Here is a 17,851-nt window from a genome sequence, read left to right as displayed (position 1 = left end):
GAGTGTTCGGTCAGTCGAACTTGCGCGACGGGGCCAGAACCATGGCTTCGCCCACCAGGACTTTCTTGCCATCTACCGCGCAGTGGCAATCCAGTTTCACACGCCGTTTGGAAAAGTCGATATCGATCACCTTAACCTCGGCATAGACCAGGTCACCCGGGCGCACCGGAGCAAGAAACTTCAGCGACTGCCCCATGTAGACCGTTCCGTGACCTGGAAGCTGCTCGCCTATGACAGCCGAGATCAGTCCCGCTGTCAGCATCCCATGCGCAATGCGACCTTCAAAGATCGTGTCGCGGGCATAGTCGTCGTCCAGATGAACCGGATTCCGGTCGGTCGAAACCTGCGCGAACATCTCGATATCTTCGTCCGTCACCACTTTGCGCAGGTGGCGGCTCATGCCCATTTCGATGTCTTCAATGCAGATCGTGCCGCGTGGAAGATTGTCCAACATGTCGCCCTCACTTCAGTCGAGTGGGCAACAAAAAAACCAATGTCACCCGTGTTGGGTAACTTTATTACTTCGCAGTTGCAGAAAATCAAGTCTTTTCTGATCAGCGCAACCGACCGATCGTGTAGGTGGGATTGATATTTTCCCTTGCAATATAATCAGTTAAAGATTCGTGGTGCGGGTGATGCGACGTTTTGGTCTCGGCCGCGGCCAAACCGCCTGAGATAAACAGAGAATCAATCCCTTCGCCCATCCCACCCAGAATGTCCGTATGCGGCCCGTCTCCGATCACCAAAATATCGGCGTCCGGCGTGTCATGCCCCAATTCCTGCAGTCTGCGCCGGGCCAGATCGTAGATCGGCGGGTGGGGTTTGCCAAAATACAGACTCTCGCCACCCATCTCAGTATAAAGCCGCGCCAAGGCTCCGGCACACCATTCGCGGACTTCTCCGCGATCAACGACGATGTCAGGATTGGCGCACAAAAGCTTCATGCCCTTCTGCTTGGCATACAGAAAATCCGCGCGGTTCACTGACGGATCGGCCATCGGGTCGAAGGGACCACAGCAAACGATGCCTTCCGCCTCAGCCAAAGGCACGCGTTCGATGTGGATCGGGTGGTGGAGCAGTTTCAGCGGTTCAAAAAAGCCCGCGTCACGCTCCCATTCGCCCATGAAGTACACTTTGTGGCCAACTGCACCCCGGAACATGGCCGAGCGGGCGGAATCGCCGCTTGTGGCAATAGTGTCGTACGCATCTGCTGGCACATTAAATTGTCCCAATTGAACCGCGACGCCAGCCCTGGGTTTTGGCGAATTCGTGACCAGCACGACGACCCCACCATTTCTGCGATAGTCTTGCAGAGCAGCGACAGCCTCGGGGTAAGCAGTGATCCCGTTATGTACGCACCCCCAAAGATCAACAAACAGAGCCTTGTATTGGGCGGAAACTTCGGAAAGTGCATGAATGATTTGTGTCATGGTGGGCCCTTGTCGGCGCGGCGGAAGTGTCGCCTATGCCTATGGCAGAGCCCAAGCCGTTTGACCAGTAGGGGGCTTTGCCCCCGCCGCCCTTGCAGGGCGACTCCCCCAGGATGTTTTAGGCCAGATGAAGCGAGGGATCCTTAATTCATCTGGCTCTAAATATCCCGGAGCGCGAGGCAGAGCCTCGCAAAAAAACAGCGTCTCCAGGGGCGCTGTTGTGTCGAGTCAGACTTTGAGGTTCGGGATGATCTGCTTTTTGCGGCTCATGATGCCGGGCAGAACGACTGCGTCGCCATCGACTGACGCACCAAAGCTCTTCTCAGCCACGGTTTTGACCAGATCGTTGGGAACCAGCAGAGTGGCCTCTTCTTTCAGGATATCGACAACGAACAGCAGGACCTGATCCACGCCGTCTTCTTTGGCAACGTCCACCATAGAACCCGCCAGGCTGGCCTTGCGGTCCAGGACGACGCCCGGTGCCGTGGTTTCCAGAACCGAAACGCGGAATTTGGTGCCGTCGACTTCGTATTCCTTGCTGTCCATGCGGATCAGTTCGGCATCCGAGAAGGACGAGACATCGGACTTTGCAGCGAACATTTCAGCGGCGTAGCTTGGGATGTCGAGTTCCAGCTCGGACGCGAGACGTTCAGCAACAGCGCGGTCGTGTTCGGTGGTCGTAGGCGAGCGGAATTCAAGCGTGTCCGACAGAATACACGTGAGAGCTGCGCCTTTGATGGCGTCGGGCATGCGGGTCACGTCGTCGCCCATCAGGTCGATCATGATGGTCGCAGTGCAGGCCAGCGGGCGCACCGTGATGTCGATGGGCCCCTTGGTTTCCAGCCCGCCGACCAATTTGTGGTGATCGATGATCGCCTTGATGTCCGCATCATTAACGTTGTCGGGCAGTTCGGCAGGGTTGTTGGTGTCCACGATGACGACCGGTGCGCCCTCGGCCAGTTCGGAGATTATGCGCGGCTTGGGCAGGTCCCACTCTTGCAGCATGAACGCAGCTTCGGTGTTGGGTTCGCCCAGCAAAACGGGCTCGGCCGCGTGGCCTTTGACTTCGTTCAGGTACCAGGACCACAGGATCGGGGAACCTGTGGAATCGGTGTCGGGGGATTTGTGGCCAAATACAAGGGTTGTCATGTCTGCGTCCTGAGGATGGTAAATTTGCGCGCCTTATAGGGGCGTCCAAAGCGCTTGTCACCTGCACTTACGTCACCTGCGACGAAGGGTAAATTTCTGGTTCTGAAATCAGAATGGTGCGCGATGCAAAGTGTATCCCGCGGTTTGCAGTTGGTTCAGTAAGCCATGATCGCCAGCGAGATGCCCGGCTCCGACCGCTATCACAGCCGTCTGATCCTGAATTTCCAATATATGGTGCATCCAGTTGTCGTTCCGCTGCACCAAAAGCTGCTCTTCGAAGCCTGCCCATTCCGCGTCGAATTCGGCTTGGGTCAGGCCAGAGCTGTCGAACCCCTGTAGACGAGCCAACTGGATGATCTCGGCATGTTTTTCTTCGAGGTAAGCATTCGCCATTGTCGCGAGTTGATCGTCGCCTGCCTGCAAAGCGCCAGCCAAGCGGACCAAGGATTGCACCTGATCCTCAATTGGGTGGCTGTCAAACATAGCCATCAGGTCTTCGATCCGTTCCAGCGAGTGTTGTGGGATGCCACGCGCGACGGCCAGTTCTGTCAGGCGCGCATCCATGCCGCGTTTGGCGTCAGGGTTCTGCATCAGGCAGGGTGGGATGCCCAGCATCATGGTCAGAAACCAGGGGCGCATTTTGGCGGCCATCCAGCCAGGGATACCACGGTCAGCCAGGGTGCTGGACAGGGCGGCCCAGTCTTCTTCGGGCATCATGTCGATCAACGTGGGACCGGACGTGATCAGGACCGGGCTGAGGTCCTTTGCCAGCCCCTGTTCAAAAGCAGCCATCTGGTCCTGTGTGACTTCGAAATAGAACGCGTCGGCGGTGCCGAGGACAGGGGCAAGACGTTCGACAACCGCATCCATTCGTGGATCATTTGTGTGCAAGGTGCCGACAAGGTGCAGGATCGTATCGCCTTTGCGAGCGATCCAGTGGTTGCCTTCGGGAAAGGGGATGCCCTCGACAGCCGCTTGCAGCTCTGCCTGCTCTTCATGTGTCATGTCCAGCCGCAGGTCGCGCCCTTCGCAGGCTGCGTGAACGCATGCTGGAAAAAGAAACAGGACAAGGCTGACAAAAAGGCGCATTCGGGTATCCCGTTCAAATCTGGTTTGCACCGACATTGCCCGCCACAGCGTCGGGGTTCAAGGCACGTCTTTAGATGACATCTCTGGCATTTCTTGCTGAATTGCCTAGCATGGTCGAATGGAGCGAGAGCAGGACCTTTATCCGCCCATAAAGACGTTGCTAGAGCGTCAGGGCTATACCGTGAAAGGCGAGGTCGGCGCAGCCGATATCGTCGCCGTTCGGGGCGACGAAGAGCCTGTGATTGTCGAACTTAAACTGCGGTTTTCGCTGGCGCTGTTTCATCAGGCGGTCACCCGGCTGAAGGTCACGGATCAGGTGTACATCGGTGTCTGCAAGCCCAAGGGTCGCTCGGCCAAAAGGGCGCTTAAGGATAATCTGGCCCTGTGCCGCAGGCTGGGCCTTGGTCTGATCACCGTGCGTGCTGACGGAGCGGTCGAGATTCAATGCGATCCCGGCCCATACGCGCCTCGCAAGAACAAGGCTAAGGTCGCACGATTGTTGCGCGAATTCGACCGCCTTGAAGGTGACCCAAATGCGGGCGGTGCCACGCGGCATGGGATTGTCACCGCTTACCGTCAGGATGCCTTGAAATGCGCAGCGCATCTTGCCGAAACCGGCGCCGCGAAGGGGTCAGATGTCGCGAAGGCGACCGGCGTTTCCACAGCCACGCGTTTGATGCGCGAGAACCATTACGGATGGTTCGACAAGGTGGAGAAGGGAATTTACACTCTTTCCGATGCAGGCACGGAGGGATTGAAACACTGGGCCTACAGTTGGGAGCAGCCCGGTTAGGCCGGATTGTCAAAAAAATCCATCACAGCTTGTTGACTCGCTACATCTCACCCCCTAGCTATGCGTCGTTATCACTCGGCAAGCATGAGTGCTAACGCCCCGCCGATAGGCGAGGGGAGGATTAACAAACTTTGAGCCCAAGGAGCTGCAAAGATGGCATTGAAACCGCTTCATGACCGTGTGCTGGTTCGCCGTACCGAAAGCGAAGAGAAAACCGCAGGCGGCCTGATCATTCCTGACAGTGCAAAAGAAAAGCCCAGCGAAGGCGAAGTCGTCGCAACCGGCGAAGGCGCACGCAAGGACAGCGGCGAACTGATCGCAATGGCGGTCAAAGCTGGTGACAAGATCCTGTTCGGCAAATGGTCGGGCACCGAGGTTCAGGTCAACGGCGAAGAGCTGCTGATGATGAAAGAAAGCGACATCATGGGGATCATCGAGTAAGCGCACGCTTCACTCTGATCTTCATTCCAATACATTTTCTCAAGGAGAAACGACATGGCTGCAAAGGACGTCAAGTTCGACACCGATGCCCGTAACCGCATGCTGGCAGGTGTGAACATCCTGGCTGATGCTGTTAAAGTGACCCTGGGCCCCAAAGGCCGCAACGTGGTTCTGGACAAATCCTTCGGCGCGCCGCGCATCACCAAAGACGGTGTTTCGGTTGCCAAGGAAATCGAACTGGAAGACAAGTTCGAAAACATGGGCGCGCAGATGGTGAAAGAAGTCGCCAGCCGCACCAATGACGAAGCCGGTGACGGCACCACCACCGCAACCGTTCTGGCGCAGTCCATCGTCAAAGAAGGTCTGAAGCAAGTTGCAGCTGGCCTGAACCCGATGGACCTGAAGCGCGGCATCGATCTGGCAACTGCCAAGATCGTTGAGGGCATCAAAGACGCGTCGCGCGAAGTCAAAGACTCGGCAGAAGTTGCTCAGGTTGGCACCATCTCGGCCAACGGCGAAGCCGAAATCGGCCAGCAGATCGCAGATGCGATGCAGAAAGTTGGCAACGAAGGCGTTATCACCGTCGAAGAAAACAAAGGTCTGGAAACCGAGACCGATGTTGTCGAAGGTATGCAGTTCGACCGTGGCTACCTGTCGCCTTACTTCGTCACCAACGCAGACAAGATGATTGCAGATCTGGACGACTGCATGATCCTGCTGCACGAAAAGAAACTGTCCTCGCTGCAGCCGATGGTTCCGCTGCTGGAACAAGTGATCCAGTCGCAGAAACCGCTGCTGATCATTGCTGAGGATGTTGAAGGCGAAGCGCTGGCGACTCTGGTTGTCAACAAACTGCGCGGCGGCCTGAAAATTGCTGCTGTCAAAGCACCGGGCTTCGGCGATCGCCGCAAAGCCATGCTGCAGGACATCGCGATCCTGACCGGCGGTCAGGTCATCTCGGAAGATCTGGGCATGAAGCTCGAGTCCGTGACCATGGACATGCTGGGCACCGCCAAGAAGATCGAGATCACCAAAGACGAAACCACCATCGTTGACGGTGCAGGCGAGAAAGCCGAGATCGAAGCACGTGTTGCCCAGATCCGCACTCAGATCGAAGAAACCACCAGCGACTACGACCGTGAGAAGCTGCAAGAGCGCGTTGCCAAACTGGCAGGCGGTGTTGCCGTTATCCGCGTCGGCGGCATGACCGAAGTCGAAGTGAAAGAGCGTAAGGACCGTGTGGACGATGCTCTGAACGCGACCCGCGCTGCTGTTCAGGAAGGCGTTGTTGTGGGCGGTGGTGTTGCTCTGGTTCAGGCCGGTAAAGCACTGGACTCGCTGGAAGGTGCAAACGCTGACCAGAACGCCGGTATCAACATCGTTCGCAAGGCGATTGAATCGCCTCTGCGTCAAATTGCTGAGAACGCAGGCGTTGATGGTGCGGTTGTTGCGGGCAAAGTCCGTGAATCTTCCGACGCAGCATTCGGCTTTAACGCACAGACCGAAGAATATGGCGACATGTTCTCGTTCGGCGTGATCGATCCGGCCAAAGTTGTCCGTACCGCTCTGGAAGATGCGGCCTCGGTTGCTGGTCTGTTGGTCACGACCGAAGCGATGGTTGCCGACAAGCCTGCCAAAGAAGGCGCACCTGCGGGTGGCGGCATGCCCGACATGGGCGGCATGGGCGGCATGATGTAAGCTGCTTAAGCCTTTTGAGCTTAGGGAAAGGGTCGCCTTCGGGCGGCCCTTTTCATTTCAGCCCGTGCGCAAGAATGTGAGTGTGCAAACCGCAGCGAAGCCGTTATGCGGTTGATATGAAACTGTTCCTGCTGACCGCTCTGACCATGTGCGCCTTTGCGGCGAATTCAATTCTGAACCGCTTGGCCATCGACAGCGGGGTAAGCGATCCGGCTGGTTTCGCCGTAGTTCGCGTTCTTGCGGGCGCTGTGGTGTTGTCGCTTCTGGTGTGGTTCAGGGCAGGGGCACTGCCTCTGAGAAACCGGCGTCGCGTGGCAGGGGCGGGGTCACTGTCGCTCTACATGATCGGGTTTTCGATTGCCTATCTGACGCTGGATGCGGGTCTTGGCGCACTGATCCTGTTTGGTGTCGTGCAAATCACTATGTTTGCGGTGACTTCTGTTACTGGAACCACGCCGACTGCACGACAGGTCGCCGGGGCGGCGATCGCATTGGGCGGGCTGGCATGGGTACTTTGGCCGTCCGGCGACGTGCAAGTGAACCCGGTGGGTGCCGCTCTGATGACGGCGGCTGGGATCGGTTGGGCCATCTATTCTCTGGTCGGTCGATCCGAGCCGGATGCGTTGGCTGGAACAGCCGCAAACTTCGTCGTGGCGCTGCCGATCACGGCCCTTGCGTTGCTGGCTGTCGGCGGAGACTGGCACATGTCTGCCATGGGATACCTGTTGGCCGTTCTTTCCGGCGGGGTCACCTCGGGGATGGGCTATGCGCTCTGGTACCGTGTTCTGCCTCAACTGGCACCAACCACAGCGGCCGTCGTTCAATTGAGCGTACCGATCATTGCCATCGTCGCTGGCGTCGTTTTGTTGGGCGAAACTGCCAGCCTGCGCCTGATCCTCGGCGCAATTTTGGTTCTGGGTGGAATTGCACTCGCGGTGTTACGCCTGAAACGGCGCTAGGGGTTTCATCACCGCGGCTTTGCCCTTATCTGGCGGCTATGAGATATCTGCTCGCCCTCATTCTGTTCCTTGTGCCCGCCATGGCGCAGGCGAAATGCGTCGTGCTTTTGCATGGGCTCGCGCGGACCGAGGCGTCATTCACCGTGATGGAGCAGCTGTTCAAAGCCCACGGCTACACGGTCGTCAGGCCCGGCTATCCTTCGACCGACCTGCCAATTCCTGATCTGGCCAATGGAACACTACCAGAAGCATTCGCGGGATGTGACGGAGACATCGTAAACGTCGTTTCGCACTCCATGGGGGGTATTCTGCTGCGCTATTGGCTGCAGGACAACCATCCCGAAAACCTGGGCCGTGTGGTCATGCTTGGGCCGCCAAACCAGGGCAGCCAACTGGTAGATGAACTAAGCGCCTACGAAGTGTTCGGCATGTTGAACGGGCCCGCAGGGCTGGAGTTGGGAACAGGACCCGAGGGCATTCCGCGCCAATTACCGCCGGTGGACTTTGAATTGGGCGTGATCGCTGGCGAGCATTCACTTAACCCTCTGTTTTCCTCGATGATCGACGGGAAAGATGACGGCAAGGTCTCGGTCAAGACCACCAAGGTTGAAGGGATGAAGGACCATATCGTTCTTCCCGTGACCCACACTTTCATGATGAACAACCCGCAAGTGATGGCGCAGGCGTTGCATTTCATCGAGTTTGGGCAGTTTGACCCACGGATCACATGGGTGGACGGTGTGATGGATATCATCGATGAGATCTGCATTGGTCAGGATTGTTCGGAACCCGAGTCGGAGCCATCGCGATGACTGCGCTGAACCTGACACTGACCGGCGCAGAGGTGCTGCTGCCGGAAGATGGCCTGACGTGTGCCGACATCCCCCTGGCCGATGGCGTCATTCAGGCCGATCCTGACGGGCGGCGGATCGACCTTTCTGGCTTCCTTGTGCTGCCGGGTATCATTGACCTGCATGGCGACGGTTTCGAACGCCACATTGCGCCGCGTCGTGGGGCGATGAAGCAGATGGAAGAAGGTATCCTGTCGGTCGAGGCCGAATTGGCCGCCAACGGCATCACCACAGCCGTACTCGCCCAGTTCCACAGTTGGGAGGGCGGCGTGCGCGGTCCCGAATTCGCCGGGCAGGTGTTTGACGCAATCGCGTCGGTCAAAGATCGTGTGGTCACCGACCTGATGCCACAGCTCAGGTTCGAGACGCATATGCTAGACGACTACGCGGACTTGCCGGACCGCATCACGGATTGGCAGGTGCCTTACGTCGTCTTTAACGACCACTTGCCGCATGATCGCCTGGCCCAAGGACGCAAGCCTCCACGCCTGACGGGGCAGGCGCTCAAAGCCGGGCGCAACCCCGAGACGCACTTTGAAATGCTGCTGTCGATGCACAACCGAGGCAGCGAGGTGTCTAATGCTTTGGATGCGCTTTGCGACACTCTGGCCGGGCAGGGCATCCGCATGGGAAGCCATGACGACGCGACCGCAAAAACGCGATCCGAGTGGCGCGCGCGCGGCGCGCGGATTTCAGAATTCCCGGAAACGCTGGACGCCGCCGAAGCCGCGCGCGCTGCCGGAGATCACATCATCCTGGGCTCACCCAATGTAGTGCGCGGCGGCTCGCACAAGGGCAATGTCAGCGCTCTGGACCTGATCACAATGGGGCTGTGCGATGCGTTGGCCTCGGACTACCACTACCCCAGCCCGCGACGTGCAGCCCTAATGCTGGCCAAATCCGGCCTGATGGATTTTGCTGGGGCGTGGGACCTGATCTCGTCCGGACCTGCAAAAGTTCTTGGTTTGGAAGACCGAGGAAACTTGGCTCCGGGTAAACGCGCCGACCTGGTCATACTAGATCGGCAAACTCACCGCGTCGCGGCAACCTTTTCAGCAGGACGAGTCAGCTACATGGCCGGAGACATCGCGGCCCGGTTCGTCACCTGATCCGCCCTTCATCTGGCTAAAAATATCCCCGCCGGAGGCATCGCGCACCAGCGCGATATTTCAGCGTGCAACGCGGTTGAAATGCCCCATCTTGCGGCCCGGCTTCACCTCGGCCTTGCCATAGAGATGCAGCGCCACATCGCGCTCCGCCGCCAAGTCCGGTACGCGGTCCATATCATCGCCGATCAGGTTCTCCATCACCACGTCGGAATGTCGTTGCCCGTCTCCCAGAGGCCACCCGGTTACCGCACGGATGTGTTGTTCGAACTGGTCCACCGCACAGCCATTCTGCGTCCAATGGCCCGAGTTATGAACGCGCGGTGCTATCTCGTTCACGATCAGGCCCTGTGGGGTAACAAACAGTTCCACGCCCATCACACCGACGTATTCCAGCGCATTCAGGATATTGGCTGCCAACAATACAGCATCGGTGCGTTGCGCCGGGCGCAAACGGGCAGGAACTGTGGTTGTATGCAGAATACCGTCGCGGTGGACATTCTCACCGGGATCGAAACAGGCAACCTGTCCGTCCAGCCCCCGTGCGGCAATGATCGAGACCTCGTGACTGAACTCCACAAACCCCTCAAGGATGGCGGGCGCACCTGCCATGTCGGCCAGCGCGGCTTCGGCATCGTCCGGCCCACGCAGCCGGGCTTGCCCCTTGCCGTCATAACCAAAACGGCGGGTCTTCAGGATCGCGGGTGTTCCGATTTCGTCGATCGCCGCGTTCAGGCTGCCCAGATCGGTGATGTCGGCGAAGGGTGCCGTTTGCAGGCCGAGCCCTTGCAGAAAATTCTTTTCGGTCAACCGATCCTGACTGACACGCAACGCCTCGCGACCCGGACGGATTGGGCGCTGCGATTCCAGAAGGTCCAGTGCCTCGGTCGGAATGTTCTCGAACTCGTACGTGATGACATCGACGGATTCAGCAAAGGCCCTGAGGGCATCTGCATCGTCATAGGCCGCTGTGGTCACCCGATCGGCCACCTGACCTGCAGGCGGGTTCGCGCCGGGTTCAAAGATGTGTGTCACAAACCCCAATCGGGCCGCCGCCATGGACAGCATCCGGCCCAACTGGCCACCGCCCAGAATTCCAACCACTGCACCGGGGGCCAGTCTCTCGGTCATGTGCTTGTCTCCAACCGTTTTCCAATTTCTGTCAGCACCTTGCGCAGTGCGTCATGCGCATGGCCGGAACGTAGACCATCTGTCATTTGCAGGCTCAGCGTACCGTCTGTGGCCAGCGCGTCGCGCGCGGCTGCCAATTTGCCCGCCGCGCCTGTCTCCATCGTGGATAGGAATCCCGATAGCAACTGGGTCGTGTAATACTCGGCAGCATCCGCATCGCCGGTCTGCTTTGCCAGCCAACCTGCGCCTGTGGTCATAAGGTCCAACATGCCCGGAACCATCGCGCAGATCGCGAAATGCGCGTTCAATGCGGCCTCGTCAGTGACTTTTACGACTGGGTTTTCTGGCTCAAAAAGCTCGGCCAACATCGTGGTGTTGCCAAATGCGGCCAGCGGACACCCGCCTTGCGCGAGAAACCCCAGAGGGATCGTTTGCACGAAATCCGAAGCGGGCGCACAGAGTTGCACCAATTGGTCCGCCGGGACGGCGGCCATCACCGAGATTATCTGTTGATCTGCGCGGAACGTCAGTGGGTTCAGAATATCCGATGCCAACTGGGGCCGCAGACACAGAACGACAATCTCGGATGCGTCGATCACGCCTTGTGGAGTTGTGACGTTCACGCCCAACTCAGCTTGCAGTGCTTTAGACACCTCAGCGTTGCGTTCGGTAACGCTTATCGAATGGCCTTTGCCAGCCAGAAACCGGACCATCGGAGCCGCGATATGGCCAGTTCCGATAAACCCGATCCGGCTCATCCTTCTGGCTCTTCCGGGATCGAAGCGGACAGCGCCGCGCGCCATGCGTCCAGCCGTTCGGCCAGCGCGTCGTCCTGCAGAGCCAGAATGCCGGCCGCCATCAGGCCCGCATTTGCGCCGCCAGCCGATCCAATCGCCATTGTCGCAACTGGAAACCCTTTGGGCATCTGCACAATGGAATAAAGCGAATCGACGCCTGAGAGCGCGCGCGTCTGCACGGGAACGCCAATCACCGGAACGCGTGTTTTCGAGGCCATCATGCCTGGCAAATGCGCAGCACCTCCGGCACCAGCGATGATGACCTGCAAGCCGCGCGACACAGCAGTTTTGCCGTAGTCCCACAGGCGGTCGGGGGTGCGATGTGCGGAAACAATGCGCTTTTCGTAAGCAACGCCCAGATCTTCCAGAATGTCTGCGGCTTCCTTCATCGTGGGCCAGTCCGACTGGCTACCCATGATGATCCCCACTTTCACGTCGCTCATCCGCTTTGCGCCCCTGCATGTCGAAAGAGCGCGCACTATAGCCAAATCCGACTTCGTGGCAATGTGTTAGGCGATGATATCCGGTGTCAGGCGGTCTTCGATCAGGCGGATAATGTCCTTGAGGCGCAATTTTTGCTTTTTCAACCGCTTGATCGTCAGTTGATCTGATGTGCCCTTGGCCTGCAACGCCTCAATCGCTTCGTCCAGATCACGGTGCTGGCGGCGAAAAACCTCCAACTCGACCCGCAAAACTTCATCCGTTTTCATAGAAATGTCGGTGGGCGCGTTCATGAGCGACTCAGTGCCTTTTTGTGGTGCTTATCACACAAGATAGTGTGTCAGGGTTTATCCCGCCAGACCTTGTGGACTCTGCCGCATATTCCCATATTCTATCGTACGCGGTTGCCAGAACGGGGCCGCCCCACACGTCGCTTTGGCAAAAAGGACGAACATACGTGTCTAAACTTACCTTGGGCTCATACCCGCATCTTTTGGGGTTCGAGCAGTTGGAACGCCTTTTGGAACGGTCTGCAAAGGCCGGAAATGAAGGGTATCCGCCCTATAATATCGAACAGACCTCGGATTTTTCCTATCGCATCACCCTGGCGGTGGCCGGGTTTGCGGAAGAGGATCTGTCGATTACTATCGAGGACCGCCAACTGGTGATCCGGGGCCGTCAACGTGACGACAGCGAAGGTCGCATTTTCCTGCATCGCGGCATCGCGGCGCGTCAGTTCCAGCGCATGTTCGTGCTGGCCGACGGGGTCGAAGTGGGCGAGGCGATCATGGAAAACGGTTTGCTGCATGTGGATCTGACCCGCGCCGTGCCCGAAACCGTGGTGCAAACGATCAATATCAAGAAGGGGTAAGAGCAATGAATACACCGATTGAAATCAACGCCGAGGGCGACCGGATCGTTTATGTCAAAACGGTCGAAGTTGCTGATCTGCCTTTGGAACTGCGCGAACAGGCGGGCGATCTGGATCAGCTTTACGCGGTCCACGATTCCGATGGTCAACAATTGGCGCTGGTCGCCGACCGGAAACTGGCTTTTGTTCTTGCGCGCGAGCATGATTTCTCGCCGGTGGCCGTGCACTGACGCGGCCCCTGTTTTTCCTCGTGACTTCTGTGACCCGCCGGTTGAGATTTGCGGACCTGAAACGGTTCGCATGACGAAAGGCACAAGGCATGAGTTGGTTCGAATTTGACTGGGTAGACGCGTTCAGCGACCGTGCATTTGGGGGCAACGGCTGCGCTGTGGTTCATGGCGGGGCCGATCTTTCGCAAGCCACCTGCCTGGCTTACGTGCGCGAAACCTCACTGGTCGAATGCACTTTTACCGGACCATCGGACAAAGCTGACTTTCTTGTCCGTTACTACTTGGCGAGCCGAGAGATTCCCTTTGCCGGACATCCGACAATCGCCACGGTCGCCGCGATGCGGTCTCGTGGGCTGTTCGAAGGGGATTCGCTGACACTGGAAACCGGGGCCGGGATCGTATCGATCAAGCTGAACGGCGACGAGATTGAGATGACGCAAATCGCGCCCCAATTTGGTAGTCTGGTGCCAGCCGATCTTGTTGCCTCTGCCATCAGCCTTCCCGAAGACGCCATAATTTCGCCTCCGCAATTCGTTTCCACAGGACTGCCATTCTGCATCACCGTTTTGCACGATCACGCGGCGCTGCGGGCTGCTAAACTGCAGGATGGGCCTTTGCGAGAGGTTGCGAAACAGGCCGGGTTCTCGGGCTCTGACATGGCCGAGCCGTTCCTTGTGACCCTGCAGGGGGCAACGAATGCGGGCGATACATTCTCGCGCCTTCTTCTGGCCCCGCCCAGCCCGCCAGAAGATCCGTTTACGGGATCCGCGACCGGCGCAATGGCGGCCTATTTGTGGAAATATGGTCTTATGCCTAAGGATACATTCGTCGCAGAACAAGGCCATGATATGGGCCGCCCCGGTCAGGCGACGGTCACGCGGGTTGGTCCGCCAGACGCGATGACCGGTATCAAGGTCGCCGGGCGTGGCTATGTTCTGATGCGCGGTCAAGTCGACTTGCCGGGCTGACCTGCCATCAAAAAAGGCCCCCGGAGTCACGAGGGCCTTTGTTCGGTTTCACCGAAGATCAGGTCGCTGCAATCAGACCCATGCTTTCCAGCTTCAGCAGAACCTGATGGGCGCAGTTATCGACCTCGACATTCTCGGTCTCAACGCTCAGTTCGGGGTTCGCAGGCACGTCGTAGGGGTCCGAGATGCCGGTGAATTCCTTGATCTTGCCCTCACGTGCCAGCTTATAGAGGCCCTTGCGGTCGCGGCGTTCGCATTCCTCGATGCTGGTTGCGACGTGGACTTCGCAGAAGGCACCGAACTGTTCGATCTCTTCGCGAACGGCGCGGCGCGTCGTGGCATAAGGCGCAATCGGGGCGCAGATGGCGATGCCGCCGTTCTTGGTGATCTCACTGGCCACATAACCGATGCGGCGGATGTTGAGGTCGCGGTGCTCTTTCGAAAAGCCCAGTTCCGAGGACAGGTTTTTCCGCACGATGTCACCATCCAACAGTGTCACAGGGCGGCCACCCATCTCCATCAGCTTGACCATAAGCGCGTTGGCGATGGTGGATTTACCCGAGCCCGAAAAACCGGTGAAGAATACGGTAAAGCCCTGCTGGCTGCGTGGCGGTTTGGTCTTACGCAGCTCGGCCACAACTTCGGGGAAGCTGAACCACTCGGGGATTTCCAGACCTTCGGCCAGACGACGCCGCAGCTCGGTGCCCGAGATATTCAGGATCGTAACATTGTCCTTGTCCGCGATCTCGTCATTGGGCTCGTACTGGGCGCGTTCCTGCACATAGACCATGTGCTTGAAGTCTACCATCTCGACGCCGATTTCGTCCTGATACTGGCGGAACAAGTCCTGTGCGTCATAGGGGCCATAGAAATCTTCGCCCGCCGAGTTCTTGCCGGGACCCGCGTGGTCACGACCAACGATGAAGTGGGTGCAGCCGTGGTTGGCGCGGATCAATCCGTGCCAGACCGCCTCGCGCGGGCCAGCCATTCGCATCGCCAGATTCAGTAGCGACATTGAGGTGGTGGATGCCGGATACTTGTCCAGGACCGCCTCATAGCAGCGCACGCGCGTAAAGTGGTCCACGTCGCCCGGTTTGGTCATGCCGACAACCGGGTGGATCAGCAGGTTGGCCTGCGCCTCTTTCGCGGCGCGGAACGTCAGTTCCTGATGCGCGCGGTGCAGCGGGTTGCGGGTTTGGAACGCGACGATACGACGCCAGCCCAGTTTGCGGAAATAGGCGCGCAGCTCGTTCGGGGTGTCGCGGCGAGCGCGGAAATCATAATGAACGGGCTGCTGGATACCGACCACGGGGCCCCCCAGATAGACCTTGCCCGCAACGTTATGCAGATAGTTCACGGCAGGGTGGGCATCGTCATCTGCACCGAACACCTTCTCGGCCTCGCGGGATTTGTCCGGGGTCCAGCGGTCGGTCACGGTCATAGTGCCCAGAATGACGCCTTCCTGGTCGCGCAGGGCGATGTCCTGACCCAGTTCGATGCTGTCCGCAAAATCTTCGCTGACGTCCAGTGTGATTGGCATCGGCCACAGGGTGCCATCGGCCAGACGCATGTTTTCAACAACGTTGTCGTAGTCGGCTTCGGACAAGAAACCTTTGAGAGGGTTGAATCCGCCGTTCATCAGCAATTCCAGATCGCAGATCTGGCGCGGGCTGAGATCCCAGCTGGTCAGGTCGGCGGCTTCGACCTTCAGCTTCTGGGCAGAGTCGTAGGAAACATACAATTCGGGGATTGGGGCCAGATTGGCTAGCATCGTCATCAGAATACTCGTGTCACAGTGTCGTTTTGATAGTGAATATCGGGTGTTTGCAGGGCATTTGCCCCGGTAAATGTCAGAAGTCCATAGGCGGTTACAAACAAAGGACCGTATGCGGTGTTTTCGGGTAAAATGGAAGAAAATTTCAGGTTTTGTTCCAATTGGAAACCAATATCCCGGTTTTCGGGGCAATTGCCCCTGCTTAAGCGATCTCTTCCTCTTGTGGGAATCGATGGGCCAAGGATGTGGCGCGCCGGACCGGCAACGCCGAGACGGCTTCGGAAACGCCGCGCAAGTTGAAATCGCGCAGGTCGTCCAGCCCCTTTGTCACACCTGCGGCCCGCAGCAGGTCTTCGGAGACCAACAATTCAACATTCAGAGCTTTGGTCTCGGCCTCCAGGCGGCTGGCGACATTGACCGCATCGCCGATGATTGTGCGCGGGGCATGTTTTACGGCCCCAATCTCTCCCAACACCAGATCACCCAGATGCAGACCCATACCGATCCGGATGGCCGGGCTGCCTTCGGCTGCCAGTTTCTTGTTGAATAGGTCCAGTGCCTGGCTGATCGCGGCCGCGGCGGCAAGCCCTTCGCGGGCTGAGCTGGCCTCGTCCTTTGTCTCGAACATCGCCAGTAACCCGTCGCCCATGTATTTGTCGACGACACCGCCATGGTCGAGGATGGCCGGGACAATCGCATCGAAAAATCGATTCAGCAGGAACACGATGTCATAGGGCAATTGACCGGCGGTACGGGCGGTGAACCCGCGCATGTCCAAAAACAGAACCGCAAGCTTACGTTCTTCGCCTTGGCTGGCATGCGCGCGTCCCCGTACGCCGTCAGGCCTGAACACGCGATAAACCGTAACCGGGTCAGTAGGACGCATCTGACAGGCCAAGCGCGTGCCTTGCGGCGCTCCAACGGCTGTCAGACTGCGCGCCTCAATCTCGCTTGGTGGGTGCAGGTGATCCGCGCCCTCTTCCACAATGACCCGGCATGTGGTGCACCGCCCTTTTCCGCCACACAGGGCGGTGTGAGGGATGCCATTGGCATTCGACATCTCCAGCAGGGTCAAACCCTTTTCCGAAACGATTTCCGGCCCGTTCACATAATTCACTCGAACCGAATGCCGTCGCCGCCATAGTTTGCGACCCACATAAATCGCCGCCGTCAGCGCCAGCGCGGCCCAAAAACCCATTAGCGTGTAGTCCTTGACCGAGAACAGTGTCTGAAATTCTTCGGGCGAGGGCCAGTTATAGTGTTCGATATATTGCTCGCGCAGGTCGGGGTCGGCAAAATCTTCCCAAATGCGCCGCCCCTCGGTCAAAACGCCAGTCAGCGCAAATGCCGGAACAAATACTGCGCCCCCGATCAGATAAGGCACCGATTGTTGCCACCAATTGGTCAGTCTGAGCCACATATGCAGGCCAATGCAGCCGTGAACCCAGACCAATAGCAGCAACAGGCTTTGCATCCAGATGGCCGAGCTGGGCCACATCAATACGATGATGTACCCCATCTCATCGTTGACGTCGAAAACCTCATGCGCAAAGCGGGTGTGGACGATATGCGCGATAAGCTGCAGTGGGATGAGCAGACCCAGAACAACCTGCAACGCGACGCTGAATGGCATGCGCAATGTGCGGCGCTGAGCGATGGACACCAGCGCCAGCCCGGAATGCACGAATAGGGCCAGATACAAAAGCGCGCTGCCAAGATCATGCCTGGTGATGACATGGCGCCCGTCCTGCATCCCGTGCAGAAGATCGGTGTGAAACAGGCCAAGTCCGATATTGATGAAGTGAAAGAACGCAAAAACGAACAGCACGAGGCCGCTTGCGATCCTGAGTCGGCTGACCCATCCGCCACGCCACAGAGCGTTGTTCAAAAAGACCACCTGCCATTCGCTTCGCCTTGGCCGATCCTGATACGCTGGTTGTATTCGGTCAAGGCGGGTCACGTCACCTTTTCGACAACTGTGAACTTTCAAGCGTCGGGTGCGAACTCAATCGGCGGCTGCGTTTGGTTGTTGTTTTTTTGTGCTTTGGTTTTGTGGTGTTTGACGGTCTGAGCGCCGAGCGGTGAGCATGTTTGATCTTTTTTGTCAGACGGGCGCGCGGGCG

The 17,851-nt window shown here is 58.2% G+C and carries 19 protein-coding genes; 9 read left to right on the top strand and 10 right to left on the bottom strand.

The window, feature by feature from the left end:
* Positions 1–10: 10 nt before the first annotated feature.
* The 4 genes from ACR0CR_RS19035 to ACR0CR_RS19020 all read right to left on the bottom strand — a co-directional run bounded on the left by ACR0CR_RS19035 (position 11) and on the right by ACR0CR_RS19020 (position 3,668).
* Entirely contained in the window at positions 11–454 is a 444-nt protein-coding gene (locus ACR0CR_RS19035; RefSeq protein WP_480602237.1) for a MaoC family dehydratase, read from the bottom strand.
* A gap of 100 nt (positions 455–554) precedes the next feature.
* The gene (locus ACR0CR_RS19030; RefSeq protein WP_480602234.1) at positions 555–1,430 is read right to left on the bottom strand and encodes a TIGR01459 family HAD-type hydrolase; all 876 of its coding nucleotides are present in this window, start codon (positions 1,428–1,430) and stop codon (positions 555–557) included.
* Positions 1,431–1,658: 228 nt separating this feature from the next.
* On the bottom strand, positions 1,659–2,579 hold the full coding sequence (locus ACR0CR_RS19025) for a manganese-dependent inorganic pyrophosphatase (RefSeq protein WP_480602232.1): 921 nt from the start codon (positions 2,577–2,579) through the stop codon (positions 1,659–1,661).
* Between the two features lie 108 nt (positions 2,580–2,687).
* Positions 2,688–3,668: a TraB/GumN family protein gene (locus ACR0CR_RS19020; protein ID WP_480602230.1), complete on the bottom strand. Its 981-nt coding sequence runs from the start codon at positions 3,666–3,668 to the stop codon at positions 2,688–2,690.
* A gap of 118 nt (positions 3,669–3,786) precedes the next feature.
* On the opposite strand from ACR0CR_RS19020, the gene ACR0CR_RS19015 reads away from it, so the two are divergent.
* From ACR0CR_RS19015 to ACR0CR_RS18990, 6 genes are all read left to right on the top strand, one after another.
* Entirely contained in the window at positions 3,787–4,461 is a 675-nt protein-coding gene (locus ACR0CR_RS19015) for a DUF2161 domain-containing phosphodiesterase (protein WP_480602228.1), read from the top strand.
* A gap of 153 nt (positions 4,462–4,614) precedes the next feature.
* Positions 4,615–4,902, top strand: a complete 288-nt coding sequence (groES, locus tag ACR0CR_RS19010; RefSeq protein WP_039523824.1) for a co-chaperone GroES — start codon at positions 4,615–4,617, stop codon at positions 4,900–4,902.
* Between the two features lie 54 nt (positions 4,903–4,956).
* Complete coding sequence (gene groL, locus ACR0CR_RS19005) at positions 4,957–6,600, top strand: chaperonin GroEL (protein ID WP_480602225.1); 1,644 nt, start codon at positions 4,957–4,959, stop codon at positions 6,598–6,600.
* Between the two features lie 116 nt (positions 6,601–6,716).
* On the top strand, positions 6,717–7,559 hold the full coding sequence (locus ACR0CR_RS19000) for a DMT family transporter (RefSeq protein ID WP_480602222.1): 843 nt from the start codon (positions 6,717–6,719) through the stop codon (positions 7,557–7,559).
* Between the two features lie 38 nt (positions 7,560–7,597).
* On the top strand, positions 7,598–8,371 hold the full coding sequence (locus ACR0CR_RS18995; protein WP_480602220.1) for an alpha/beta fold hydrolase: 774 nt from the start codon (positions 7,598–7,600) through the stop codon (positions 8,369–8,371).
* Complete coding sequence (locus ACR0CR_RS18990) at positions 8,368–9,519, top strand: alpha-D-ribose 1-methylphosphonate 5-triphosphate diphosphatase (RefSeq protein ID WP_480602218.1); 1,152 nt, start codon at positions 8,368–8,370, stop codon at positions 9,517–9,519. Before ACR0CR_RS18995 ends, ACR0CR_RS18990 begins: the two co-directional genes overlap by 4 nt.
* 60 nt (positions 9,520–9,579) lie before the next feature.
* On the opposite strand, the gene ACR0CR_RS18985 is transcribed toward ACR0CR_RS18990, so the two are convergent.
* The 4 genes from ACR0CR_RS18985 to ACR0CR_RS18970 all read right to left on the bottom strand — a co-directional run bounded on the left by ACR0CR_RS18985 (position 9,580) and on the right by ACR0CR_RS18970 (position 12,178).
* A complete protein-coding gene (locus tag ACR0CR_RS18985) occupies positions 9,580–10,647 on the bottom strand; it encodes a 5-(carboxyamino)imidazole ribonucleotide synthase (RefSeq protein ID WP_480602216.1) in 1,068 nt (355 codons plus the stop codon).
* Entirely contained in the window at positions 10,644–11,405 is a 762-nt protein-coding gene (locus ACR0CR_RS18980; protein ID WP_480602213.1) for an NAD(P)-binding domain-containing protein, read from the bottom strand. Before ACR0CR_RS18980 ends, ACR0CR_RS18985 begins: the two co-directional genes overlap by 4 nt.
* Positions 11,402–11,887, bottom strand: coding sequence for a 5-(carboxyamino)imidazole ribonucleotide mutase (gene purE / locus ACR0CR_RS18975; protein WP_480602211.1), 486 nt, complete (start codon positions 11,885–11,887; stop codon positions 11,402–11,404). The genes ACR0CR_RS18980 and purE overlap by 4 nt, the downstream gene beginning before the upstream one ends.
* Positions 11,888–11,953: 66 nt before the next feature.
* Complete coding sequence (locus ACR0CR_RS18970; protein WP_170478426.1) at positions 11,954–12,178, bottom strand: YdcH family protein; 225 nt, start codon at positions 12,176–12,178, stop codon at positions 11,954–11,956.
* A 164-nt stretch (positions 12,179–12,342) separates the two neighbouring features.
* Here ACR0CR_RS18970 and ACR0CR_RS18965 point away from each other — a divergent pair, with 164 nt between their 5' ends.
* The 3 genes from ACR0CR_RS18965 (at position 12,343) to ACR0CR_RS18955 (ending at position 13,954) form a co-directional block, all read left to right on the top strand.
* Positions 12,343–12,756 (top strand): Hsp20 family protein, encoded by a 414-nt coding sequence (locus ACR0CR_RS18965; protein WP_010441788.1) that lies wholly within the window; start codon positions 12,343–12,345, stop codon positions 12,754–12,756.
* A 5-nt stretch (positions 12,757–12,761) separates the two neighbouring features.
* Positions 12,762–12,986 carry a DUF1150 family protein gene (locus ACR0CR_RS18960; RefSeq protein ID WP_170655930.1) on the top strand — a complete coding sequence of 75 codons (225 nt, stop codon included), beginning with the start codon at positions 12,762–12,764 and terminating at the stop codon, positions 12,984–12,986.
* A gap of 89 nt (positions 12,987–13,075) precedes the next feature.
* Positions 13,076–13,954, top strand: coding sequence for a PhzF family phenazine biosynthesis protein (locus ACR0CR_RS18955; protein ID WP_480602209.1), 879 nt, complete (start codon positions 13,076–13,078; stop codon positions 13,952–13,954).
* A 58-nt stretch (positions 13,955–14,012) separates the two neighbouring features.
* Here ACR0CR_RS18955 and ACR0CR_RS18950 read toward each other — a convergent pair whose 3' ends face one another.
* Entirely contained in the window at positions 14,013–15,731 is a 1,719-nt protein-coding gene (locus ACR0CR_RS18950; protein WP_480602206.1) for a bifunctional sulfate adenylyltransferase/adenylylsulfate kinase, read from the bottom strand.
* Between the two features lie 199 nt (positions 15,732–15,930).
* Complete coding sequence (locus tag ACR0CR_RS18945) at positions 15,931–17,616, bottom strand: adenylate/guanylate cyclase domain-containing protein (RefSeq protein ID WP_480602204.1); 1,686 nt, start codon at positions 17,614–17,616, stop codon at positions 15,931–15,933.
* Between the last annotated feature and the right edge of the window lie 235 nt (positions 17,617–17,851).

This window comes from Ruegeria sp. AM2, assembly GCF_056540685.1.
The sequence above is the reverse complement of the archived record's forward strand: the minus strand, read 5'-3'. Positions and strand labels throughout refer to the sequence as shown.